This window comes from Niastella sp. OAS944 (genome assembly GCA_024809215.1).
Taxonomy (GTDB): Bacteria; Bacteroidota; Bacteroidia; order Chitinophagales; family Chitinophagaceae; genus Niastella.
Genome location: JANUBW010000004.1, coordinates 617,932 through 639,936, shown reverse-complemented (window position 1 = coordinate 639,936; position 22,005 = coordinate 617,932). Strand labels below are relative to the sequence as shown.

Below are 22,005 nucleotides of genomic sequence, written 5' to 3'. Positions count from 1 at the left end.
CCTTTAGCACTGTAACGGCCTTTGAATGTTTGTTCGTGATCCTTTTCTACCATACATTTTAATTTTAAAGTGTATAGTTTTTTTAGGACGAGGCAACGTGATTCCGCTTTTCTTGCTCCCCTGTTGCTCCCCTGGTGCTCTTTGCATGCTGTTTGTTGCTCCCTTGTTGCTCCCTGCTTGCTCCCCTGTTGCTATTTTGCTAAGGTTGTAGTAAGGTTGCGGTTACCCCTTGCTGCTCCTTTGTTGCTCCTGCAGGGCAACCAAACCTCATTACAACCTTTATTTAACCTTAAGTAAACCTCTATTAGGTAGGGAGCGGACTGTGACAAAAGCAATGTGTTTGATTTACGTTATGTGGCTGCTGAAGTGTTAAGTTCTTCTTTCTTCGCTCTTCCTTCGTTCCTTGTTAACCCATTCTATACCTTTTTTCCAGTAAAACACTACCCATTTACTACCGTTTTACTACCATTTTCCCTATGACTGGGGGTAGTAAAAAGGTAGTAAAAAACTGGTTTTTCTTTATGAAAGAGGTAGCGTTTGGGTAGCAAATGGGTAGCCCAAAGGTTAACGAAGAACGAACCGGGAACGAAGCAGGAGCGGGCAAGCGAACTTGATCATCATCAAGTTAATTTTCGCATAAAGGGCAGGGTTTTTGAAGTATAAAGGGTGTTGCATTAGATGGATGTAGGCATCGGGTTTGGTTTCTATAACGATATAGGTCCCGCAACAAGACCGGAAAACCAATCTGTTAACCGGAACCTTGAAACGATTAATAAAAGCGTTCTCATAACGCTAAAGCATCTTTGACATGTTGAGACATTTTAGAATGCTATTGCCTTTCTGCGGGACTGAGCAAAGGCATAGTTTATCGTTCTTCGTAAGATCTTTGGTGGTTTGCGAACAATGCTAAGCACATTCTAAGAAAAGTCTGGGGTTTTCAAAACATCTGCCCGCCAAAGGCAGATAATTCTCTTCTTATCTCAACATATAAGCAAAAACGAGTTCAACAGTTTACTAAAGCAATGTAATTAATACGCGTTGTGTCTGCTGGTCGGTATATAACCGATAAGCGGCTTCAACCAGGCAAAGCACGTGGTTATACGCCATAAAGGCTTGCCTTGGAAAAAAGCCGTTAGGATACCCGTCAACATGATCAATACCTGATGTGTGGAAATCGGCCAGTTTGCGCCGCAGGTGGAATGGCTTGAAGGATTGGTCAGTTGCTTGTACTACGAAGCAATGTACAACTGCGTTACAAACGCTTTCAACTGTTCATAGAACTCATACAATAATTAGCGCCCATTACCATACGAGTATGGATTTTTTGTATTGATAACTGCAACCCGCAGCCAACTGGCTGTGTGGTTGCTTTTTTTATATAGCGGAGTTATTTGAAAGGGGAGAGGTGTAGCATCTAAAAAGCAAAACCCGCCATTACAGCGGGTTTTACAAAAATTGCGTATGTTGTGCGCCTCGGCTATTCGTAATTGTAATTATCCCAGTAAGGATTTACACTTCTCAAATTTGCAGGCACCCAGAATATCGGGGTGGTAAAGTTGTCCTGGCTTTTTACAGTCGCGTAATTATCGGGGTTTGTCTTCTGTTCATCGGTAGGATACCGTAAACGTTCCGGAAGCGGCTTCATTACTTTTGCATTGAAGGTCATAGGCTCCAGTTTTGGATGCCGCGTTCTTCTTAACTCCGCCCACAACTCGTAAGGGCACATCAGGTTCAGGTGAACATATTTCTGTTGCATCAACAATTCCATTTTATCCTCGGTATTCGTTCGGCTATCAAACCTGGCAGCAATTGAATCAGCATAGGTATTGATGATCGATGCTGAAGGTTTGGTCGGATGCATGATTGGCGCGGTGGTAGCAAAGGGGCTTTTCTGGTTTAACGTATACCAGAAATTGGTAGAATGAGTGATTGCATCTTTGATATGCGCTGCAGCCGTTTTACCGGTTGTACCCAGGTTTTTGAGCGCAACTTCCGCCAGCAACAGATCTGTTTCGGCCAGCGACATCATGTATACCGGAAAGGTTTCATTCCGGTGATACGTGGCAAGGTTGTACATAGAACGAGAGTTCTGTTTAAGATGCTCGTTCAGGTCGCCCATAACGCCGCCTGTATAATACTTTTCGCCGGCAACATAAGCAGGTTTCTGACCATCGGCATTATAGTTTACCCCCCGGTAATCGCCAACCGCAGGTGTAACAGTCAAATCGCTGAATTTAGTAGGCATTGCTATAACAGGTAGCCGTGGGTCATCTATGCCGGGCTCATAAATTGTACTGTTCCTATTCATTCTCCTCATAATAACATCAGGTATGAAGGTAGTATGCCAGGATTCGCCAATACCACGGATCCACTCACCACCGGCATCGGCTTTCAATGCATAGGGCAGTGGCCATACCTGGTCCTTCGTGGGAAGGTTATTTTTTGTAAGCACATCCTGGATGTGTGATTTGGCAAATGCTTCTTCCACACCGGAAATGCGTATGGCAAATTTCAATCGGATACTATTTATATATTGCACCCATTGGTTCACATCACCTGCAAACGCAATGTCCTGTACTTTGAAAACCGCTTTGGCCGATACAGACATTTTATTGAACTGGCCAGGCAGGTCTTCGGATAGTTTTTTCAACTCGTCCATCACGCTTTTATAAATTTCCTTTGCGTCATCATATTTAGGGAAAAACACCCTGTCCTTGCCCTTAAATGCCTCTGAATAAGGAATGTTGTTATAAAAGTCAACCGCCAGCAACGCTGCATAATCCTTCATAACGGTTGTAAGAGAATAGTAGATCTCGTTGTCATCGAGGTCAGTGCCCGACACCGCTGCTATATTGTCTTTAATAACGGCCCAGGTGTTCACGCTGCCGTAAAAAGCGCCCAGCCTGTTTGACCAAAGCTGTGGATAAGAGCCGAAAGCAGTGGTGCCGGTAAGGTCGTCAAAAGTTGAGAACCAGGCATACCGGTCGGTAATATAACGTTGACTTACCTGCGAATAGCCTGCAACTCCCACGCCACCGTTACCTGCCAGATCCCACCACCATTCGCCATAGTCCTGTACATACAGTTTCCAGGAGTAAAGCGTTTTGGTAAACATGCCGGCAAACAGGTTGCCGGTCTTATCGTAATTCTCAGGGTTGGGAAATTCTTTCTCAATCGACTTCTTACACGAAGCAAGCGCAAGTGAAAAAGCAATCATCCCTATAAATATTTTTTTCATAATTTTTCTTTTGAAGCTTTTAGAAACTAACGTTTACACCAAAAATGAAAGACCTGATGGAAGGATAGAATGAGTTCTCAATATATCCCTGTGCACCCAATGCACTTTCGGGGTCAATATTGGGCACGGTCTTGTACAAATAGCCCAGGTTCCTTACTGCGGCAGTTAACGAAAGCTTCTGCAATTTCAGCATGTTCGACACCTTCGCTGGCAGGGCATAATCAATTGAAATTTCGCGTAGTTTAATGTAATCGTTTTTGAACAAACGGTCGGGGGGCCATGATGTGCTATTGTCGTTGATATATGTTTGATAGTAAGCGGGGGCAGCTACTATAACATCATTCCTTTCATACTTAACTGTACCACCTGCATTCACTTCTTTCACCCCATCAAGCACAATACCGTCGTGGTACACAATACCGTCGCGTGCATTCGCGGGCGCCGGTTTATTGTGCTCCCAGGCTACTTTGGCGCCTGTAGCATTGTCTTCATAGTAGGCCATGCCACCAGTTGCCTCATCCCTGCCATGGAGCGATGCTTTTATTACACCGGTACCCATCAGGTAGTTGTTGGTATAAGAGAAAATGCTTCCGCCAAATTTGTAGTCAATGCCAAAATGGAAATTGAAACCTTTAAAAGAGAAATCGCTGTATACACCGCCAAATACTTTGGGGTTTACATTTTTACCGGTGCTTGTAACCTCGTCGCTCAGCGCATAGAAACCATTGGCAGCGACAATTCTATTGCCAGCGGGATCGCGCTTGTAGTCATACGCACGTATTTCTCCAATGCGCTGGCCTTCTTTCGCCCAAACCTGGAATCCCTGATTGCCATCGATAAATTTCTGGGTAATACCGGGATACAGTTTAACAACTTTTGAAAACTGGTTGGCCGCTGTAAAGGTGAGGTCCCAACGATATTTTTTGGTAGCCACTGGAGCGCCCTTTACCATAAGTTCAAGGCCCCAGTTTTTTACATTACCTGTATTGATCTTGGCTGCCGTGTAACCGGTTGCAGGTGTAATGGGCTGCTGCACGATCTGATCGTAGGTATTATTGGTATAGAATGAAAAATCAAATTCAAGCCTGCTTCTTTCAAACCACCTTGTATTGAAGCCAACTTCAAATTCACGTTTGCGGAAAGGTTTTAATGCCTCCAGGAAGAGAGCGGAAGGATTACACAAACGGGTTAGGACGATTCAATTATAACGGACATGAGCGTCCGTTAAACTGGCAGGCTACCACTACGTTTGCCGAGGAAGGCAAAAGAAAAACCGTGGTGCAGTATTACGATGGCAGCATGCGTGCCCGCCAAACAGTTACAAAAGATAACAGTATCGAAAAAACCATTGTAGCTGAAAATTTTTACGATTACCAGGGTCGGCCAGTGATACAGGTACTGCCTGCCCCAACGCTGAATTCGGTTATTGGCTACTCCAAAAATTTTAACCGTGGGCTGAACAGCGCTTCCGGTTACGACAAAAGCCTGTATGACACGCTGGCCAGCGCCGATCTGTATTGCACTATGGGGGCGCCTGCTATGGCTACAACAAACGGGGCAGCACAATATTATTCCCCGGCCAACCCTTTGGCCGATTCAGGGTTTAATAAATACATACCCGATGCGGAAGGATACCCGTTTACGGAAGTAGAATATGCACAGGATAATACCAGTCGCATCAGCCGGCAAAGCGGTGTAGGCAAAACCTTCCGCATTGGCAGTGGCCATGAAACAAAATACTTTTACGGCACACCCGACCAGCGCGAACTGGATGCCTTGTTTGGTACCGAAGTTGGCCACTTCTCCCATTATTTTAAAACCATGGTGCGTGATGCAAACGGCCAATATAGCGTAAGCTATACTGATATGCGCGGCAGGACCATTGCCACGGCATTGGCTGGTGTTCCGCCCGATAGTATTAAACTCGATACCTTGTCATCGTATGCATCAGCCACACGCACCGAAAAGCTTTCCGATCCATCGGCCACCGTTATTAAAGACTGGGTAATGGAGAATAAAAAAGGATTGCTTGTATCCAAAGCCGGCGACCATACATTTACTTATAAATTAGACCCGCAAACGCTGCAACAGGAAGGGTGTACACAGGCGCAGATCTGTTATGAGTGTTTATACGATCTGCAGATCACCATCACCGACGATTGCAATAACCAAAAGCTGGGCGGCGCTCCTTTCGATACGGTGATCCATAATTTTCAGATTGGCCAGATAGATACTTCATGCAAAAACAACAGCGGCGGCTTCTCGCTTTCTTTTACAAAATTCCTGGAAGAAGGCAGTTATGAAGTAACCAAAAAATTATCGGTAAGCCGCTATGGATTGGATTACTATCGCGACAGTATTTTCCTGAAAACAAATACCTGTAAAACAATCGATGATCTTATACAGGAGCAGCGGCAATTGCTGGCCGGTGTATTACAATGCAGGCCAACCTGCCAGAGTTGTAAAGACAGCCTGGGTACATGGGACCAATTCTGGGTGCGGTTCAGACAGACATCGGGTATTGCCGATGTTGATACGGCCGGTTACAGGAACATGGCTTTAACAGCATATGCCAAAGCACAGGAAGATTGTGCGGCGCTCTGCGATTCAACCGTAACGGAAGCCAACGACATTCGCCGTAATATGCTTATGGATATGACGCCCTCTTCGGGCCAGTATGCCAATATCGATAACGACAACGATATCTTATCTATATTCTTTTCTTCGGCAGATGGCGATGCGCCCGACACCACCGCTAAATTCCAGGATGTGACAAATTACCTCGATGCTAACGGTAATCCTGACCTGGTATATGACGAAGGTTCCGGCCAACTGGTGCCGCCGCAAAACCTCACTCCCGAAGTATTTGCGCAGAAGTTTAAATTAAGCTGGGCCGAAGCGTTATTGCCTTTGCATCCCGAGTATTGCAAATTGCAGCGATATGACCAACTGAAAGCCAGCCACGAATGGGATAAACGTTTTGCCGAAACCGATACCTGGCAGGAAGCGAAGGAAAAAGGATATCTCAATCCCATAAGAGATGGTGGTTTCCCGGCCCACCTGAACGGCGCCGGTACCGATGTTAAAGATCCGATGGCGGAGTTTAAGAACAAGCTCTTTCTTAGCAAGTTGAAAGATTCACTGCTGAATTACCGGAAGATCGATGGCGGTACCATCAGCCTGTGGGCCGTGGCCAGTGTTACCACCATGTGCCAGAAGGGAACCGATAACCAGGCCTGTTTTGAAACTTATAGTAATAATGCATGGGCCATGAACCCTGATACTATGTGTGTGGGTGAACTGAACATGGCCTGGCGCGCTTACCGGCAGATGTACCTCGATGTTAAGCGGAATATTCTTAACAAATACTGGATCAAAGATTCCTGCACAAAAGCATTAACCGCTGCCCAACTGATGGATCGGGGATTTATACCTCATTTCAGTGATGCAGATGAACTGGCTAAAGCTGCCGGTGGTACGCTGCCATCAGATACCAACCAGGCCAAGAATGAAATAGGCAATAAGATGGATAATTATTACCAGTCTAACTGCCAGGCCTACGTCACCCAGTGGATGCAACAGTTAAGTAAATGCACTTTTTGTGATTCCGCCAGTATAACCGATATAATCATTCCTCAACTGGTACAGGTATGTATGGAAGGATCTGATGTGAACCATCCATACGGCGCCAGTTCGGTGAAGCCTTCAAGTACCAATCAGTTCAGGAGTTTTGAAGAGGTGATCAATAACTATAATCAAACCCATGGTATAACCGATTTTATAAATTGTAATTCATATAGAATAACGGCGCCCAAACCATACGATCAGCAGTCGGTTTTTGGCAACAAGCCCATCTATAACAAACCCGAAGATTGTGAATGCGAAGCTATTGCCGGCTATTATAATAAGTACCAGAATGCATCGGGGTATAGTTCTTTTTCTGATTATTTGAAAAAAGTATATAATACCTCTGTAACCGATGCGGCGCTCAATCAGTTGTTGAGTTTGTGTAAAGTAAATGGGGCGCCGCCTGCTTCGTGCAGTTACCTGGAATCGCCCTTGTTCTTACCGCCGGCCTTTCAGTGTTATACAGGAGATATTTGCATAGGATGTGAGCAGTTTAAAACAGCAGACCAGGCATTCAGAAGTAAATTCCCCGGTATAAGCCCGTTAGCTGGTATGGTTACCGATTCTATACAAACAAGGAATAACTTGTTGTACGAACAATTCATGAACTACCGGTTTGGTTTTGCAAAAACGGTGGATGAATACCTTGCTTTTGCAAAAGGATGTGAGATGCCGGTTGATTCTGTTAGTGAACTGCAATCGATAGTGAGTGGATATAAAGCATCGACATCCGCGGCCACCAGCTGGTATTATGTTGGTACCGGCTTTCAGGTTACCGACCCCCATCAGCTTTTCAGGGATGGGCAAATTAAATTGCCTGATAGTTATCATAGCACACCTGCCTATTGCTGTGTTTCGCCTGTTAACTTTTTCGGAAAATCCGTTTGTTTGCCGGATGGTTACCAGGTGGAAGCCCGTATAAGAACAACGGGATGGCTGCTTGCTTCTCTCAATGTATATAGTACAGACACCACAACAGCCGGGGGATATATATGCGAATACCAAAGCGATGGTAATACCATTAACGGCGGAACTTTTATAGATGGGCGTAGCCAGTTTATTGCAGGACAAACCATTGCTACAGCGCCCGGTAGCCTGGCCGACTGGCATATACTAAAAATGAGGGTAACTAAAACAGCCTATGAGCAGTATGTAGACGGACGGTTAATAAAGGTATATCAGAAGGTGCCGCGATTATATGGTCAACCTGTAGGGCCAATACCCGGAATATTTCTTTCGTTTGCTTCAATGGAGGCTGCTGTAGATTGGGTGAAACTGTCGGACGTAAACGGCATAACGCAATTTTTCGAAGATTTTAATGACCCCGATAACCAGAGTCTTGTTAATGGAAACGCAATATGTCCGTCTGCTACCTGTACTACAGATTTTTCCAATTATTTCAATCAGCAAAAAGGAACCAGTTATAACTTCAGCCAGATTGATTCATTATATCTGGCCAATGGTATTGCTTTAAATGTTTGTAATACCGATACCAGCACAAATACCGGCGGAATTACCTGCGATTCATTAATGACCATTTATAACAATGCAGTTTGTTTATATAATTCTTTATCCGACCCGCTTGTAAATACGCATCAATGTAATATCGCTAACTGGATTGTAGGGGGTGTTTATAACACTACTAACCAGGGTTTCAATACCAATGAACTGAAGACACCTTCCATTATCAGTAATGGCTATATACATATGCCTTATCCGGATAGTTCAACCCGGTATGGTGCAGTTACGTATGGCAGCCAGCGTTGGTGGAGAGTGCAGAACGAATACGCACTGGAAGCAAGGGTGCGAAATATTGGCGGTACGGATGTTGATTTTGCTATAAACAACAATAGCCTCGATGATCCTGGCTATGATAGAGAAGAGGATTTTTATATAGCATTTATACCACAATGGGCGACGGGATATTATAACCTCCAGGGCGTGCGGCATTATGATTCAGCCTTTGGAGGCAGGAACTTCAACGACTGGCGCACGGTAAAATATGTGGTTAAACCCGACAGGTTCCAGGTTTACTTCGATGGCCAGTTAATAAAAGAATTGATGCGTGATGGCCATCATTATATTTACCGCCTCGTTTATCCTTTTATAAAGGCCAACGTAGGAGAAAGTTTGCAGGTTGACTGGATAAAGATGTATGGCGCCGGCGACAGCCTTATGTTCCATGAGAGTTTTGATAATTATCCTTCCTTGAGCAGACCCGATCCATACTTCCTGGAGCCACGGCAGGATTGCAAACCATTCTTCGAGCAATATTTTAATAGCAGAACAGGTAACAACTATACCTATGACCAAATAAAAGCTTATTACAGGACGCGATGTGGCGCTACCATTAATTTCTGTCCCGAAGAGCAGACTCTCACCCTTTGCGGTCGTGCCGAACCGGTATTTCCACCGGTAGCGCTGGATGACATAAATAATTGCAGCGATACCACCTTTATCATTGCCAGCAAGGCGCAGGAACTGTACAATGTATACCTTGATTCATTAAAAGGCCACTTTGACAGCAGCTATGTTGCTAAGTGCCTCCAGGCCTATAAACTGGAGCAGTTTACGGTGCGGCATGCTGTAAGTGAATACCATCATACCCTGTACTATTTCGATTTGGCTGGTAATCTTATAAAAACGGTGCCGCCTGCTGGGGTACGTGCTAATTATGATTCATTGTGGCTGGACAGCGTGGAAGTGGCCCGTGCTGCCGCTAACCTGAAAGTGCCGGCACACGAACTGGTAACACAATACCGCTATAATACATTGAATGGTGTGGTAAGTCAAAGAAGTCCTGATGGCGGTAAAACAGAATTCTGGTACGACAGATTGGGGCGGCTGGCAATAAGTCGTAACGCGAGGCAGAAAGCAGCCGGTGGTTTATTTAGTTATACCCGGTACGATGCACTGGGTCGAATAACGGAGGTTGGCCAGGTAAAAGACCCTGCCGCGTCACAAGTGAACGATAACCTTACCCGCAATGAAACGGCGCTGGACAACTGGCTCACAGGCTTAGATGGTTACCGTGGGCAGGTCACAAAAACCATTTACGACCTTCCGTACACCGGTTTCGGTAGTGTTAATAGCCGGCTGATAGTGCAGCAGAAAAATTTACGTAATCGCGTAAGCTATATAAGCTATTCCGATACTCCCGGTGTATCTGCTGCATACAATACAGCGACTTTTTATAGTTACGATATTCACGGTAATGTAGATACCCTTTTACAGGATTATGGACAAAATAGTGTGGCGGCCAATGTTATGAATACCCAGAATAACCGCTTTAAAAAACTGTTATACCAGTATGACCTTATAAGCGGCAAAGTGAATATGGTGATGTACCAGCCTGGCTGGAGCGACCGTTGGTACCACCGCTACCGCTATGACGCGGAAAACAGGCTTATTGAGGTTGAAACCAGTCTCGACAGCCTTGTATGGGAAAAAGATGCCCGGTATGAATATTACCGGCATGGCACACTGGCGCGTATGGTGCTGGGGCAGCAACAGGTTCAGGGCATTGATTATGCATATACCCTGCAGGGGTGGTTGAAAGGTGTGAACAGTACGGGTGGCACTATTGCTCATGATATGGGCAGTGATGGAAAAGATGGTCATCTGAATCAGTTTATCGCGCGGGATGCTTTTGGATTTACGCTGAACTACTTTGCCGGCGAATACAAGCCGGTTGGCAATGGCGTAGACCCATTCCCGGGTTACAGCGGCCGTTTAACTGATTTAAATAATTACCGGCCTTTATATAATGGCAATATCAGCAGCATGTCTGTGTACAACCGGCGGTTTGAAGAGGAGCCGGGCGGACCGTTACACTTTTATAATTACCGGTACGACCAGTTGAACCGCCTCACCGGCCAGGATGTATATAAAGGGTTTGATGTTGCGGCCAATAGTTGGAACGGCATGATTGGTAATAATGATTATTTAAAAGAACGCATTGCCTACGATGCTAACGGCAATATATTAAAATACCTGCGTAATGCCATGAGTGGGGCTGGCGTTGATATGGATAGCCTCAGTTACCGGTATTATAAAGGAACCAACCAGCTACGACAGATAAGGGATGCCGTGGGTGACAATACTTATCAAAGCCAGGAAGACAACCTGATTGCCGATATCGACAATCAAACCGACACCAGCAACTATGTATACGATGAAATCGGCAACCTGGTAAAAGACAAGGCCGAAGGCATTAGCAATATTAAATGGAATGTATATGGTAAGATACTTGAAATTACCCGTACTGCTACCGATAAAGTACCGGTAACCACTATACAATTCACTTATGATGCATTGGGCAACCGCATAGGCAAAATCACAGATGCAGGTGGCGAAAAGCAGTACACATGGTATGTTCGGGATGCACAGGGAAATATTATAACCACTTATGCGGCCACAGGAAATAGCAGCGATTTAAGCGCGCTGCAATTGATGCAGGATGAAAGATATATATATGGAAGCAGCAGAGTGGGTATGTATAAATATCCTGATGAGGTAAGCGGCGGCCCGGATGATAAATGGGCCTATTATAACGGTACTACGTTTGATCGTGGATTCCGGCAATATGAACTAAGTAACCACCTGGGCAATGTACTGGCTACTATCAGCGATAAAAAGTTTGGCGTACCTTCGGATGCCAATAGTTCTTTGATAGACCACTTTGAACCGCATATAGTAACGGCACAGGATTATTATCCGTTTGGAATGCTTTCGAGGGTGTCATTGTCAAGTAATGGTAAGAGTTATAGGTTTGGGTTTAATGGTAAGGAGAATGATAATGAGGTGAAGGGATTGGGGAACCAATTAAATTTTGGAGCAAGGGTTTATGACTCACGTGTGGGTAAATTTTTGAGTATTGATCCGCATGTAGCTAGTTATCCGGGCATTTCGCCATATTCTGGGTTTAGTAACAATCCTAATAGTTTTATTGATCCTGATGGAAAAGATATAGTGTATTTTAACCTAAGTGGAATTGAAGTGTATCGTGTCAAAAGTAATACAGAGTTTAGAACATTTATTCAATCCACAGACGATAAGCATATTAAAATGCCAACACAAAGTATGGTTGGGTGGAAAGAAGTACCTATGCCTAAAATTATTCAGGAACGCACTCAAACGGGAGATAATACGACGGGCGCTGCTTATCAACAATTCGATTATTTAATTGCTGCAAGAACTGGATTATTTAATCAATCAAAAAATCTTGGTTTATTACAGCTTTATACAGAAGGTGGTGATCCTATTCCGAAAGAAGCCAATAAAAGTATTGATGATTTAGATCCAACAATGGTCAAGGCTGCCTCAATTCAGGAGTCCAGTGGAGGGGTAGGTAAAAACAAGGATTTACTTACCGCTAATAATCCGGGTGATTTTGATAAATATAAAAAAGCATATGGATTAAAAAAGAGTGATGATATGAGTAACGATCCAAACACTTCGCTTTATCTTGGTATTAGATTTATAGCAACTAAGGGATTTAGAAATGGAGTTGGTTATGATCCCAAAACTGGTAACAAAACATATAAATTTCAAGGTTGGCTTAGAGCTTTTGGCAATTACAATGGATGGGGAATTGAAAAAATAAAAGGTATACCAAAGAAAGAATGGAAAATTCCTTCTCTTTATGAAAATTACATTAAGGAAATGGTTGATAATGCCAAACCTTCAACTCCTTCAAATTTTGACAATAAATGAAATATTTTTTAATTCAACTATTGATTGTTGTAACTATTTTTTATAGTTGCCAACAGCCCAGTTCTAGTAACATATCCAGAAAAGATTTTAAGGATAAAATATTTGACATTGTATTAAGTGAAAACAATATCAACCAGGAGTATTGTTTTGAAAAAATAGATTCAATTAATAATACTAAATATTGTTTAGTAAATATTGGAAGTATTAAAACAAAACACACTGAATATGTTTTTATTTTAAATACTGTTCTGAGCGGAAGCAAATCAGTTATGGCCAACTCTTATATTAATATTTTTGATCTAAAAGGAAATAAAGTTGGTTATTATTATGCAGGAGGTGCTTTTCAAAATTTGCCAAAAATTCAAGGTTCAAATTTGATTTTTCAAAACAATATCAATTGTGGTAGATCCACATCTATTAGTTTTAAGGATAGTATACCTCAAAGCATTTTTATTCAGTGTGGTGATATAGAAGGGAAAATGTATGGGGATGTTTATAAGTTTGAACGGTACAGGTAAAGTATCAACGAAATTGTTTTATGCTATACGCTGATTGGGTTTGCATAAGCCGGTTATGTTGGCATGGAATGTTTTTTAATATGTTATTCATTCGAGATTTTGGAAGCTGTCATTAGTGTTTATAATGCAAAACATTTTATCGTTTACAACATGAAATATCATTATTTGTGTTAAGGCTGTTTATGCATATTACCATTCGTTTAATATTCATTTGCCTTACAAGCACAACCCTGCACGCCCAACCCAAGTCCTTTACCAAATCCCCAGCCCTCGGCATTCATCTGTCGGTCATGGATTTTAAAGGAGCTGATAGCTTGCGGGCATTTGGGCGGAATGCGGTTACCGGTTTGTCTGTCAATTACCAGAACAGCTTTTCAAGAAAGTGGGATTACAGCATAACCATGGCCGGTTCGTTTATGGAGTTTGCCGATAAGGATAATAAAGACCTTGGTAATGGTAAAAAGCAATTGCTCATTGAAGTAGATGGTTCGGTAAGGGCGCACCTGCTGGCGCCGGAAAAACGGGTGCGGCCTTATTTACAGTCAGGCATAGGCGTATCGGCATACAACAGTTATTATGGTGTTTTTATTCCAACCGGTTTAGGTTGCCAGGTAAACATAACGCCTGATGTATTTGTGCTTGTTAACTCTCAATACCGGATACCGGTTACCAACACTCAGCACCAGCATTTTTATCACAGCATTGGAATAGCCGGAAACATAAACAGGAAAAAGATCGTAAAAGAAAGACCAAACCTGCCATTGCCGCCGATAGTGTCTGTTGCAAAACCAATAGACTCAGATGGCGATGGCATTGTTGATAGCGTTGATAAATGTCCGCTGGTATTGGGCGTGTTACGTTACCACGGATGCCCTGTTCCTGACCGTGATGGCGACAGGATCAATGACGAAGAAGATCAATGTCCCGATGTAAAAGGCGTAGCGCAATACAAAGGCTGTCCCATTCCCGATCGTGACCTGGATGGGGTAGAGGATGCGCTGGATAAATGTCCCGATAAAGCCGGTAATGCGGCAAATGGCGGATGTCCTGAAATAAAAGCAGCGATTATAAATAGTTTACAGGTGGCTGCGCAGCATATTTATTTTGCCACTGGCAGCTATGTGTTATTAAAAAAATCATGGCCCTCGTTAGATGAAGTGGCTAATATTTTAAAGAAGGATCCCGATCTAAAACTGATCATTGAAGGCCACACCGATAATGCGGGCACCACTCAAAAAAATCAGGTATTGAGTGATAATCGCGCAAAAGCAGTAATGCAATATCTTACAGCCGCTGGTATAACACCGGCTCGCCTGCAGGCTATCGGTTATGGACAGCAACAACCCGTTGCTGATAATACAACCAGCGATGGCCGTGCAAAGAACAGGAGAGTTGAATTAAAAGTGTTTAATCAGTAATTGTTCAGATATTAATCCCCGCTTCCTGCCGCTCCTGGTAACCGGCCTTTGATCCATTTGATCTGGCCATTGTGATTCGATTCATGTTCCACCACATGAAACCATTTGCAGTAATTGTTGGTGGGCTGGCCGCCAAAAAACTTTGGATCAATCGTCATCAGCCATTTATCATCCCGCTTGCGCAATTCGGCCAAAGTCTTTTCGCGTGTTTCAGTAAGGATGTTAACATAATATGCCAGGTCATGGCCTTTTATGGTTTTACGGCCTTCTTCTCCCAGGCCCATGGGAATAGACCAGGTAGCTTTATCTTTAAATTCTCTCAGTCCTTCAAAAGTATTGCCCTGGTAATAAGTTTCGGTGGCAGCCAGGTGCAATAACATAGCACCAATGGTATTTGATTTAGGATCGTGCAGGTAGTCCAGATCTTCCTGTTTCAATCCTTTTACTGAACGCAATACGGTCTCGCGCATCCAGTTCATCATTGATACCAGCGTACCAACCTGTGGCGAGTAACCTTCTTTGGGACCAATGATATGGAGACTATCTTCAGTAGTACTATCAGCGGCCATCAACATAGTTGGGAACGCAGTTAAACCGGCAGTAACGGCGGCAGTGGTTTTAATAAATCCCCTGCGACTGGTAGTTGTTTCGGACTTCATAACATAAGTTTGTTAATGAATTTATCACCATTTTACAAAATAGCAATTACCACTCAACATATAGCTCCGGATAATATAATAAAAATTTACAAAGCGGTCATCCCTTCATCGCTTCGCTACATAGTAAAATTAGGCAGTTACAATCTGCAATTAAAGGACAAGAAGTGTTGTGATTGTATTCGTAAAATTCTCTTCGTAAAGTTCCTCATTTGTTCCCTGTCGGCTATCGTATATATACAATCTTGTGGAGGGGTTAATATGCTTTTTAAAAAATGGCCAAGTTTTTGTTATTGAGGCTAACTGAAATAGTTATTAAACCCATTTATCATTAGCTAACGTTAATGAAGCATTTAACCCGGTAACCCATGAAAGTCTATTTGTTTGTTATTTTGAATTTTATTGCTATTGCCTCCCGGGCTCAGCAAAAGAAAACGGTTGAACCAGCTGATACAGTTCTGGCAACATATTTACAGCATCAATTTTACTCTGAAAGTTTTGTAGACAGTTGTTACACCGGAATTCATTTTCTGGAAATAAGCTTCTCCTCTAAATCAATGTCCACATTTATTTCAGGTAATTTAAATTCCGTTTATAAAAAGCGTATTGAAACCCTGGTTGCTGATCCGTTGAAGATCTGGGATAAGAGCTATGTTGCCTATTGCAAAAAGAAAAAGATTCACATAGTACTGCCAATTTTATTTGTTATAAATGCAAACTGTTACAGGTTAAAAGATACAAGTAATACGGTAGACCCTTTGAATAAGTCGACTGTAAATGAATTAGCGATCAAAATATTGAATAGTCAGTCTTTATCGCTAAAGCAATCTTTTAATGAAATTGGGCTTCAACAAAAAGGAAAGGCTACCAATTGCATATTGGCAGCTCCATGTACTATTAGCAGCAGGTTGAACAAGCAAAAAACAATGATGTAATTGAAAATATAACCGTCGCACATATCCTGTCCTTTCTGCAAAAAAGGTTTCCCGATGTATCGGGCGACCTTTTTTATTTTGTTTGAAACATTACTTTCTCCAACATTCCCGCCTTTGGCGAACGGTTGATGAAGAATTCCGATACCGGTAAGGGTGTTTCTAAAAAATCAAATAAAGAAACCTGTTTATTATCAATATAGATCAAGTCGCCGGTTTGATCAACACAGGTAATAACCAGCTTCTTTCTGCTTACATCATTTCCGGTATAAACACTATCAATATGCAACGCATGCTGTAATAAGTCCGTTGCATGATATCCCTGCCGGAATTTTCCCTGATAGGGATGGGTTTTATTTGTTCTATCTTCAAAACAAAGCTCAGCGGTTTCATTAGGCATAAACCCATTGCCATGCCGTGTTAAATAGGCACGCATTACGTAATAGACATCCGGCAATGGCAGGTTTTCTTTTTGAATGATGTCCATGGCATTTTTCGAAGTGGTATTGCTTCTGGTTACATTGGGGAAAAATCCAAAATCCATATCCAGCATAATGCCCTGCGCGCCTTCGAAAATAATATGCTCATACTTGTCTTTAATTTCGGTGAGCGGTGTAATGGAAAGATCGCATTGATCAACATACCATAAAAATGCTGAGATCTTTTCATCTACGTTAACCGCACTGTAATAGGTGGCTATTTGTTGCAGTTTCTGTAGCAACAGGGGCCGGTATTGCAGATCGATCGCAAACAATTTATAAGGGGTTTGCGTATGGCGGGCAATGGTAGCACCCAGGCCAACACCTACCGACCCATGTTTATTAACTAACTCAAGCCGTTGGTTATGTTCGTAATCAAAGGGAGTCGTTATCATACTTAACGGATGAATATAATGAACAGGACCATATCCATTTTGCACCAGCGCTTCGCGTTCATTAAAAAAAGATTTCGGACAAAAGGTGCAATATTCGCTCCAGTATGTATGGGCGCCACGGAAAGTACCGGCGCCAAAACTGGAGAAAATATGCCGGTACCGGTTGGTTTCAACGGTATGTCCGGCATTATGTCCACCCGAAAATCGAACCACCAGGCTATGGGGCGATGAAAGGAATGCGGTTGTTATTCCTTTCCCTTCATCGCCAAAAAATAGTCCTGAAACGACGCTCGTTTTGCTCATCTTCATTTTGTTTTATAAAGAAACGATCCCGGTTTGTTTGCCGGTAGTAACACCATTATTTATTTTAACCAATGCATTCGACACTTGTTTGGCTGTAGTAGTATCAAAGGCGGCCACTATCTTTTTCAGGTCGGCGCCCATCACCACAGCAACTGTAGATGCAATTATTTCGGCTATGTTGTTATAATCTTCAACTATGATCAGTCGTTCCTGTAACAATTTCCGCCATCCATCTATGATAACGCGTGAGCCGCCAGTTGATGTTTCGGTAACATGCAAATGGAACACATGATACATTCTTTGCGCTTCAGCCAATAATTGTTCGGTAGAGATATCCTCATAAAAAGAGTAGCCTAACAGATCGGTTAGAAAATCTCTCTCCAGCGTTTTATGTACCCCTTCGTCGCCAATGGTGAATAAAAAACCTTTCTGGTTTCTTTTTTCAAAACAGTCAATGGATGTATGTCGCGCAAAAAACAGCCAGGCCAGCGAATACGATTCCATGCTTTGACCACCTCCATTTCCTTCGAGGTAAATTTTTGTAAGCCATCTGTTCAGTTCGTCGGTGCCCGATTCAAATTGTCCTACCTGTAACGGACTGCTATCAGAGTATTGATCACCTATGCCACCAAACAATACATGCGCATCGGGTACACCATGATCGATGAGGGTGTTCATGAGATTGCCTAATTTGTGACGCACCAACATTTCGGGAATAGAGCCCATACTACCGGTTTCATCTAAAAAAACACCTATTGCCAGGCTTTCGGGATGTTCTGCAGAATCACGGCTTTCGCGAAACTGAACGCCCCTGGGCGACATATCTTTATCAATACTTCTGTTTGCGAATACCTGGGCAGTTGATTTGGTTGAATAATTGTGCTTTAAATGCTTATAAGCATCATTTGACCAGCTTGAATGTCCCATACATTTTGTTTTTAAATGGTTAATGAATGAAAGCTTTTTTTAAAATTCTTACGCAACATTTGCTGATAGTGGCTTAAGCACTGGTAAGCATCATCATGCCGGGTAAGTAAGAAATTGATAAAATCTTCGTTGTGCGTTTTTCTGAATTTCACCGCATTGCCTGATTTATCGCCTAACAGGTACGCAGCTATGCGTTTGGCGCATTCCAGGTCGGTCACCGAAGACGCCGTTTTTGATTGTAAGATCTGTGCCGGATACCAGTTCATATACCGGCCCGATACTGTGTGTATTCTTCTGTTTTTCCGTGCGAGGTGGTAAAAAGAAACCACCTGTATGCCATGATTTTCCGGAACAATAAAAACCGATTCAGGATTAAGTCCGCCATGAACAAAACCGCTTTGCGACAGGTAGGCAATGTATTCCAGCAGTCTGTTCAGCACCCAGTTAACATGTTCCTGTGGCAGTTGTAATCCTGATAACGGAATGGCCCTTTTTTCAAACGAAAACCGGTAAGTACCATCTGCCAGCCCAATACATTCTTTTGGCAAATACTTTTTGAAATGCATATCTGCGTCAGACCGCAGTTGTTGAAACATATTATAATTGTCAACCGATGCGGTAAGGTTTGATAGGGCAGAAGTAAAGTGGGCCCAATAGCCATTCGTTTTAAAAATACCAGCATCATCTGTAAATGGTTTGCCGTTCTCATACTGCTCCCTCCAGATATTCATTTTTGAAGTTGCTTCCACAGCACCCATATCGGTACAGGTATCCGGATGGATCTGCTTTACAATGGTGTTGAATTCTGTTTTAAAATTCACCGGGTTCAACACATCTTCTATTTTATTTGCCTTCTTAATTTTTTCGATCAGTGCATTCATGTGTTAACTTTTTTAATAAACACATAGGATCCCTGCCCGTACCGGAGTACAGTTTTTTGTGGAACCGTCTTATGTTTTTTAATGATGCTTTATATACGGCAGAAGCAGTTGGAACCCCTTGCTGTCAAGGGTTATGCCAGTAATATCATTGTTTTTGCGTTATTTATACGCAAATTTAAGCAGGCGTTTTGATATGTGCAAGTTTTTTGCGTAAAATGAACGCAAAATAGTTTGTTATTTAATAAGATTGTCGATTATCTGTTTGAATTTCGGGTTATCGGGATGTGGCGCATCGTAGTTTAGAATATGACCAGTGGGATCTGCAATCACATAATGGGAAACCCACAATGCTTTGCAGTATACAGCAAACAGGCTGTTGAAGGCACGGGGCTCTATAAATGCGGATCCGCCCGGCTTATGTTGCGCTATCGATCGCTTCCAGGCATCAACCTCTGTGTCCATGGAAACGGTAATAAACTGAATCAACTTAGGATTGTATTGTGGTATCAATTTATTCCATGCCGGTATGGTTTTAATACAGGGGCCGCACCAGCTGGCCCACATATCTATCACCAGGTATTTCCCTTTGAAGCTGGTAAAGTCTACCCATTTTCCCGATAAGTCCTGGAGCTTGAAATCGTGTATTGACCTGATGCCTGCCAGCTGTTTATTAAAATCCTGGTCGAACAACGGGTTTTTAGCCCTGAATGCAGTGTCGTTTGTTAACGGGTACACATAGGACAACACCTCATAACCTACTGAGCTGTTTTTTACGCTATCGGCCAGGGCGTTATATAAAAGTTTCACCGAATCAACTGGTATTCTTCGGCATCGTTTTCCCAACAGGTATCCGCTCAAATACGATTCAGGGTGTGATGCAATATAACCTACGTCCATTTTGGTAATAACGCCCCTGGCTGCTTCCACAAGTTGGCCCAGGGAGTCAATTTGTTTTGCATAATCTGAATGACCCGTTTGTTTCTTACGCAAGACCAGGGTGCGGAGGGTTTGAAAATAGTATTCGGCTGTATCAATCTGCGAAGATTTAACATGATCCCATTTCTCTTTTTCATCCTGGTGCGGTGAACCCGTAATAGTTGCTTTTTTTATACCGTCGATTTTTGATATTTGAATGGCGCCGGGGCTCAATATAAACCGGATCACACTTTGATCATCAAAATCTTTGTTCTGCATGTTTGTCCAGATCAACGCTTCTGAGGCGGCCCTCACATTACAGAAAAAACTAAAACTGCCATGATCGAGTACGGTGCTATCGCGATGATATTCATTTGTATTATTCATATGCATTAGCACAACAGTTCCGGTATTTCTTCCTGTAATATGACCGGTAATCTGGAAGCCCGTTGAGGTAGGGTTTGGTTGAGAAAAGCACTTCATGATGAAGCTGGCTGAACACAGGATGAAAGCAATTAAGGTTTTTACTATCATGGTACAAGCAAAGTGGTTAGTGGTATTTTATGACACCCTGATGATGCAGCATTCATGAAATTCCATAAAGCGCGGGATCATAAAATAAACCAGGCCCTGCTCGCAAGGGGGCCTGGTTTAGCCTATAAAACTTTACAATAGTGAAGCTGGTATTTGATTAGAATGCTTATAACGTAGCGCTTCTTTGAATGGTAACATTTCTCGCCCGCATAACCGTGTTTCCTGAAGGGCCCGGCGTGCCTGAAGAGCCTTCCATTTGCAGGTCAATAATTAAGTTAAGCGGTTCGTTTACGAAGTTTTGACCGGTTTGTGTTGATACATTTGTACCATCTATCCAGTATTCAATGCTCACGTTGTTAGTAGTGCCAATTCTTGTTAAATATGCAGTGTATGTATGCCAGTTAGCCGGGTTTGAGATCACTGTGCCAATACTTGACCACTGACCATTTTGATTTTTGTAGGTGTTCGTCCAGTTTGTGGTACTTCCTTTAAACTCCATAATATCACTTTCCGGCGGCCACTGATTAGCTCCGTTCAGCCAGAAAGCCGGCCAGGTGCCTTTAACTGAAGGGCACTGGAACTCACCTGAAACCCGCCATTTAGGCCACGAGGCGCTTACAGTAACCTGTTGTTTCGCATAACAGGTGCCGGAAAAATAATGGATGCTTGGCTTGTCGCTAACTGTTCCGGGGTAAGCAGTCATAGTGAGCACCCCGCCTGAAGTGGACATATTTTGGGTCCTCATACGTGCCGATCCGTTATGATCGATGCCCCATGGATAAAAATTATTCCAATAGGTGCTGTAAGAATTAAATGAAGTGGTGGGAAGAAGTGTTACAAACGTAGCTTCCTCTTTTGCTTCGGATTGTGTTTGTTGCTGGTGTGTTGAATTGTTGGCCGGAGCATCTTTCATACATGATGTACCCATCATAATAGAAAGAAAGACAATGGTAATTAAAGTTGTTTTTTTCATAATGGCTTTTTGATATTAGTTAATGTGCAGCTTCCCTAATTAGAATTAATAGGTAGGTCAAAGCTCAACTAATATCAAGAGCACCATCGGGTACATTTTGGTAAATTATGGGGGATAAACTCTTATAGAGAATATCAGCGCTTATAATAAAGTAAGATAGCGCCACCACCGAATGTTTTTGTTTTTTACCCATCTTCGCCATCCGTAACCTCACTTCCCGGCCCGGTAATGTCTTCGTCGTCGTTGTTTTTCTTATCCTTGTCGGGAAGATTTTCATTAGCCCGCGGATTAGGGTTCTTTTTAACCGATTCGGGCGACTGGCCATTTACAAAAGCGTTCTTCGCGTTTTCCTGTTCTTCTCTTTTCCGGTCTTCATCGCGTTTACCTGAGATCATATGCTTTTTAGTAAACTACAAAAAGATTATGCCAGGAAGCGCATGGCGCCCCCTGGCATAAACTGGCACAAAAAAGCAACAGGTTGTCACGGAATAATT

General features: G+C 42.9%; 13 protein-coding genes. 4 read left to right on the top strand and 9 right to left on the bottom strand.

The genetic code is table 11. From position 1 onward, the window contains the following. Nucleotides 1–1,477: 1,477 nt before the first annotated feature. Nucleotides 1,478–3,238: a SusD/RagB family nutrient-binding outer membrane lipoprotein gene (locus GGD38_RS20790; RefSeq protein WP_375302324.1), complete on the bottom strand. Its 1,761-nt coding sequence runs from the start codon at nt 3,236–3,238 to the stop codon at nt 1,478–1,480. A 19-nt stretch (nt 3,239–3,257) separates the two neighbouring features. Then, complete coding sequence (locus GGD38_RS20785) at nt 3,258–4,421, bottom strand: hypothetical protein (protein ID WP_375302323.1); 1,164 nt, start codon at nt 4,419–4,421, stop codon at nt 3,258–3,260. On the opposite strand from GGD38_RS20785, the gene GGD38_RS20780 reads away from it, so the two are divergent. The 3 genes from GGD38_RS20780 to GGD38_RS20770 all read left to right on the top strand — a co-directional run bounded on the left by GGD38_RS20780 (nt 4,388) and on the right by GGD38_RS20770 (nt 14,516). Then, complete coding sequence (locus tag GGD38_RS20780) at nt 4,388–12,580, top strand: RHS repeat-associated core domain-containing protein (protein ID WP_375302322.1); 8,193 nt, start codon at nt 4,388–4,390, stop codon at nt 12,578–12,580. The genes GGD38_RS20785 and GGD38_RS20780 overlap by 34 nt on opposite strands. Next, complete coding sequence (locus GGD38_RS20775; RefSeq protein ID WP_375302321.1) at nt 12,577–13,098, top strand: hypothetical protein; 522 nt, start codon at nt 12,577–12,579, stop codon at nt 13,096–13,098. The genes GGD38_RS20780 and GGD38_RS20775 overlap by 4 nt, the downstream gene beginning before the upstream one ends. A gap of 290 nt (nt 13,099–13,388) precedes the next feature. Beyond that, nucleotides 13,389–14,516: an OmpA family protein gene (locus GGD38_RS20770; protein ID WP_375302320.1), complete on the top strand. Its 1,128-nt coding sequence runs from the start codon at nt 13,389–13,391 to the stop codon at nt 14,514–14,516. A gap of 11 nt (nt 14,517–14,527) precedes the next feature. Here GGD38_RS20770 and GGD38_RS20765 read toward each other — a convergent pair whose 3' ends face one another. After that, on the bottom strand, nt 14,528–15,175 hold the full coding sequence (locus GGD38_RS20765; protein ID WP_375302319.1) for a DinB family protein: 648 nt from the start codon (nt 15,173–15,175) through the stop codon (nt 14,528–14,530). A gap of 389 nt (nt 15,176–15,564) precedes the next feature. Between GGD38_RS20765 and GGD38_RS20760 the strand changes: the two genes are divergently transcribed. Further along, on the top strand, nt 15,565–16,107 hold the full coding sequence (locus tag GGD38_RS20760) for a hypothetical protein (protein WP_375302318.1): 543 nt from the start codon (nt 15,565–15,567) through the stop codon (nt 16,105–16,107). A gap of 73 nt (nt 16,108–16,180) precedes the next feature. On the opposite strand, the gene GGD38_RS20755 is transcribed toward GGD38_RS20760, so the two are convergent. From GGD38_RS20755 to GGD38_RS20730, 6 genes are all read right to left on the bottom strand, one after another. Beyond that, nucleotides 16,181–17,281 (bottom strand): adenylosuccinate synthetase, encoded by a 1,101-nt coding sequence (locus GGD38_RS20755; RefSeq protein WP_375302317.1) that lies wholly within the window; start codon nt 17,279–17,281, stop codon nt 16,181–16,183. A 12-nt stretch (nt 17,282–17,293) separates the two neighbouring features. Then, complete coding sequence (locus tag GGD38_RS20750; protein WP_375302316.1) at nt 17,294–18,208, bottom strand: hypothetical protein; 915 nt, start codon at nt 18,206–18,208, stop codon at nt 17,294–17,296. 11 nt (nt 18,209–18,219) lie between these two features. Then, nucleotides 18,220–19,089 carry a hypothetical protein gene (locus GGD38_RS20745; protein WP_375302315.1) on the bottom strand — a complete coding sequence of 290 codons (870 nt, stop codon included), beginning with the start codon at nt 19,087–19,089 and terminating at the stop codon, nt 18,220–18,222. A gap of 234 nt (nt 19,090–19,323) precedes the next feature. Next, nucleotides 19,324–20,487: a redoxin domain-containing protein gene (locus GGD38_RS20740; RefSeq protein ID WP_375302314.1), complete on the bottom strand. Its 1,164-nt coding sequence runs from the start codon at nt 20,485–20,487 to the stop codon at nt 19,324–19,326. Nucleotides 20,488–20,704: 217 nt separating this feature from the next. After that, nucleotides 20,705–21,511: a glycoside hydrolase gene (locus GGD38_RS20735; protein ID WP_375302313.1), complete on the bottom strand. Its 807-nt coding sequence runs from the start codon at nt 21,509–21,511 to the stop codon at nt 20,705–20,707. A gap of 185 nt (nt 21,512–21,696) precedes the next feature. After that, on the bottom strand, nt 21,697–21,906 hold the full coding sequence (locus GGD38_RS20730) for a hypothetical protein (RefSeq protein ID WP_375302312.1): 210 nt from the start codon (nt 21,904–21,906) through the stop codon (nt 21,697–21,699). Nucleotides 21,907–22,005 lie beyond the last annotated feature (99 nt).

What these genes read in the sequence shown, in the direction of transcription:
- GGD38_RS20775 (WP_375302321.1), top strand. Translation starts at nt 12,577, where the DNA reads ATGAAATATTTTTTAATTCAACTATTGATTGTTGTAACTATTTTTTAT.
- GGD38_RS20765 (WP_375302319.1), bottom strand. Translation starts at nt 15,175, where the DNA reads ATGAAGTCCGAAACAACTACCAGTCGCAGGGGATTTATTAAAACCACT.
- GGD38_RS20745 (WP_375302315.1), bottom strand. Translation starts at nt 19,089, where the DNA reads ATGAATGCACTGATCGAAAAAATTAAGAAGGCAAATAAAATAGAAGAT.
- GGD38_RS20770 (WP_375302320.1), top strand. Translation starts at nt 13,389, where the DNA reads ATGGATTTTAAAGGAGCTGATAGCTTGCGGGCATTTGGGCGGAATGCG.
- GGD38_RS20730 (WP_375302312.1), bottom strand. Translation starts at nt 21,906, where the DNA reads ATGATCTCAGGTAAACGCGATGAAGACCGGAAAAGAGAAGAACAGGAA.
- GGD38_RS20750 (WP_375302316.1), bottom strand. Translation starts at nt 18,208, where the DNA reads ATGGGACATTCAAGCTGGTCAAATGATGCTTATAAGCATTTAAAGCAC.
- GGD38_RS20735 (WP_375302313.1), bottom strand. Translation starts at nt 21,511, where the DNA reads ATGAAAAAAACAACTTTAATTACCATTGTCTTTCTTTCTATTATGATG.
- GGD38_RS20740 (WP_375302314.1), bottom strand. Translation starts at nt 20,487, where the DNA reads ATGAAGTGCTTTTCTCAACCAAACCCTACCTCAACGGGCTTCCAGATT.
- GGD38_RS20790 (WP_375302324.1), bottom strand. Translation starts at nt 3,238, where the DNA reads ATGAAAAAAATATTTATAGGGATGATTGCTTTTTCACTTGCGCTTGCT.
- GGD38_RS20755 (WP_375302317.1), bottom strand. Translation starts at nt 17,281, where the DNA reads ATGAGCAAAACGAGCGTCGTTTCAGGACTATTTTTTGGCGATGAAGGG.
- GGD38_RS20780 (WP_375302322.1), top strand. Translation starts at nt 4,388, where the DNA reads ATGCCTCCAGGAAGAGAGCGGAAGGATTACACAAACGGGTTAGGACGA.